General features: G+C 27.3%; 4 protein-coding genes. All 4 read right to left on the bottom strand.

The genetic code is table 11. The annotated features are described in order from the left end of the window. On the bottom strand, positions 1-342 hold a 342-nt coding region (locus SPJ33_RS00590; RefSeq protein WP_321116024.1), incomplete at its 3' end, for a cyclic nucleotide-binding domain-containing protein. Positions 343-616: 274 nt separating this feature from the next. Continuing rightward, positions 617-910 carry a hypothetical protein gene (locus tag SPJ33_RS00585; RefSeq protein ID WP_321116023.1) on the bottom strand — a complete coding sequence of 98 codons (294 nt, stop codon included), beginning with the start codon at positions 908-910 and terminating at the stop codon, positions 617-619. Positions 911-913: 3 nt separating this feature from the next. Further along, positions 914-1,411, bottom strand: coding sequence for a hypothetical protein (locus SPJ33_RS00580; protein WP_321116022.1), 498 nt, complete (start codon positions 1,409-1,411; stop codon positions 914-916). Between the two features lie 3 nt (positions 1,412-1,414). Further along, positions 1,415-3,526, bottom strand: a complete 2,112-nt coding sequence (locus SPJ33_RS00575) for an ATP-binding protein (RefSeq protein WP_321116021.1) — start codon at positions 3,524-3,526, stop codon at positions 1,415-1,417. Between the last annotated feature and the right edge of the window lie 170 nt (positions 3,527-3,696).

The following is a 3,696-nucleotide window of genomic DNA, read 5'->3' as shown; positions in this document are numbered from 1 at the left end:
TATTTTAGAATTCTTTATTGCTTTAGCATTAAAGTTATGGATAGAACTTTTTACTAAATTAAGTTCACCAAAGAATTCGCCTTCTGATAATATATGTAATATTTGTTCTTTTCCTTCTTTAGTATATTTATATAATTTAATTTTTCCTTCATTAATAAAGAACATATTATTTGCTGTGCTTCCTTCATCAAATAATAATTCTCCTTTTATATACTGTCTATGATCAATGCTTTGCACTATTTTAGAAAGCTCATTTTCTTCTAAGTTTTCAAATATTGGAACCTTACTTGCGCAATATCTTCCTCTACATCCATCACAGCAGTTTATATGATCATTACTCATATTAAACATCACCTCATTAAATCTTTTGTTTAAATACATAAAGAGTAATTTGTCTAAAACTAATTACTCTTATCATTATAATTATATACCTTATTTTGCTATAATTAAGTAACATTTATCACACTTTTTTTAATTTTACAGTTTGAGTTAGTACATTCTACTTCCTTTATAACCATGTTTATCTTTCATTTTATGATCTCTCTTCAATTTCTTTTTCTTTGAAAATATCTTTAATTTTATCAATTACATATCCTTTAGCAATTAGACATTATAATTAAACATATTTAAAATTAGCATACAATTTTTTTAGTTCTAATGCCATTTCTTGAAATTGAAATCCTATTACTTTATCATAATATTTATCTAAAAATACATATCCTTTTTTTGTAACCATTTTTTCATTTAATGAAACGCTACTATCGATACCAATTTCAAGTATTTCTTTACCTTCATCTGTAAGCATATCTTTTTCATCAAGAAATTTAAATATAACTTTCATTCTATTTATAACTTGACTAACATCTTCTCCAGCATCAATGTGCCATTTTGCTTTATCAAAAATTTTCATAAATTAATCCCTCCTTTCTATTCTTGTGTGTACTGTATCAGATATTTCAATAAGATTTCTATCATTATCTCGAATATAATTTCCACCCATATCTCGAATTCGTTCTTCTTTAGCTGATTGAATAGTTTTATCTGCCGTTTTTGAAGTTACTTCAATAGAATCAACAACCTTATCATCTTTTACAACAATAAAATCAATTCTTCTAGCTTCTCCACTTACAGAATCTTTTACTATTTTACCATCTTTATCTCTAAGATAAGCTTCTGATATAATAGAATATCCTTTTTCAGATGAATATTGTTTTTCAAGTTCCTCACGAACATCCTGTTCTCTTTGTAATCCATCTATTTTATTTTTGATTGCTGGTCTAACTTCTTTTGTAATAGGAATATCATAATTATCATTAATATCTAAATTTTTCGCTTGTTTCCCTAAATCACTATTTTCAAATTTATTATTAAATTCATCATTTACATCCTTAAAAGAGTTAAATTCATTCATAAATTAATGCACCTTTCCCATTACAGAATCTATCCAATTTCTATAAATACGCTGACGAGTTTCGCTTTCATCTTGTTGAATACTCATATTCTTCATAAAACATTGACTAAGTGTAAGAATCACCGCTTCACTTGCTTTAGGAATTATTTGAATTGTAATATTTTTAAGCATTTCTGTTAATTCCTTATTATCGTGTGCATTTAAAACACAATTTTCAATTCTATTTTGTACATTCAGAATATCAACAATCTTACTAGATAACCTTATAAAATTAGAGTCATTCCATATTTCTAGTTTCCTAGTTTCTTTATATTCAGCAACTATTTCTTCTATAAATTCTATATTCCTTGTAGAAAGTCCAAGAAGATTTATACCTTTTTCTATTTTATTAATATCAATTTTCAAATTTTCATCTACTCTTCCCAAAATAAGCAAATTAATCAAATGTGAAAGTATATCATCTGTATCACATGCTTTTTCATACGAATTAAAATGATATGGTACCTCAGATATATCACATCTATTAATTTTAACTAATATAGGTTCAACCCAATCATTTTGATATATAGCTGCTACTCCTTGCTTTAGCTTTGCTAATTCTTGTATTTGATCATCATTAAGATTAGCTGCATAACCGACAAGTTCTCTATCTGTTTTCTCTGGCAATCTTAAAATTATTTTTGTGTTTGTATTTCTAATTACAGACATATCTAGTAAACCTGGTGATTGATCTGCAATAATAAATCCTTCTCCATAGGTTCTCATTTCAGCTATAGAATTTGCTAATAATTCTACAGATTTACCAAGTAAATTTGAAGTTTCAGATGATTGCTCAGTAGATGTTCTTTTTAATAAATTATGAGCCTCTTCTAAAACAGTAATATGTGATAGTGGACTATTAATCTTTCCTGAATCCATTCTATATTCATTAAGACGCATTACAAGAAGTCCCATAATTAATGATTTTGTTTCCATCGATCCTACACGACTTAAATCAATAATAACATTTCTATCAAACAATTCTTCATCTTTTAAGTCATCTGAACAAAATATTTGACCATTTAATCCATTTGTTAAAGAACGCACTCTAGTTAATAATGCACCAGAATAATCTCCTTTACTATCTGATGAATATTTTGAATTATTAATTACGCATTCAATTTGCTCTAGTAAATCCGAAAAGTTTGGATATATATCTCCTTTTTTATTTTTAGATGTGCTTACATTCCAACCTACTTCAACATAAGCATTTTCCATAGCCTCTTTTAATATAGCAGGCATAGCTGCATACATAGGCCAACAAACATTAAATATCTCAACTAATCTATCTAAATGTTCTAAGACATGCACGCCTTTTGGAAATCTAAAAGGATTAATCTTTAATAATTCTGAAACTTTTGGATTTGTCCCATATACAGTAACATCACTAAATTGCCCAAATATATTTTTATATTCTCCCTTTGCAGGTTCAACTACTAAAAATGGAATTCTATATAAAGTTCTTAATTGGTTAAGAATTTCATAAACAGTATTACTCTTTCCCGATCCTGTTGAGCCAGTTATAAAAGTATGCATTGTTAATGAATTGCAATTAAGATTTACATCCGTTTTAGTTTCACTACCCATACTAAAAACTTGTCCTAATAAGAAATCTTTTTCCCTTTTATTATAATTATATCGAACCACTTCTTTTCCAAAGTCTGCATGTTCTATAACTGGAAAACCACAAACTGATTTTCTTGGAAGTCCCATTTGAATAGCTAATTCATTGCTACTTACTAAAGATGCTGGAGTTACTGGAACTATATTATTCCCAGAAGTATACTTAAATACTGGATGAATAAAATTAGTTATATATTCCCTTAAAAGAGAAAGTTCTTTTACATTCTGACGTCCCCAAAAATTTATAGCTGAAGTTTCTATCCCTGATTCGTCTCCTTTCATCAAGGCTTTATAAGTTCCAGCTACCATTTCTGTTGTTTCTTGATTATCTGATAATACATATGCAGCACATTCCCACATACCAATACTTTCACATTCATCAATTCTATTTAATTGAATATCTATTTTTTTCATAGTATTAATTAAATTTTTATTTTGCATTACAAGTTGCATATTATTTGATGCTCCTGTTGTAATACCTTTATTAAGAATTGAAAAAACATTAAAAAATATCCAGAGATACAAAAAAAGCACATAGACAGATTGATTTCTCTGTTTATATGCTTTAATTATTCTTGTTATATGATGTATAAAACCACATCGATAGACGTATTTGTCTATTG

Source organism: Clostridium sp. (genome assembly GCF_034179595.1).
Taxonomy (GTDB): Bacteria; Bacillota; Clostridia; order Clostridiales; family Clostridiaceae; genus Clostridium.
This window is presented reverse-complemented; position numbering and strand designations above follow the sequence as displayed.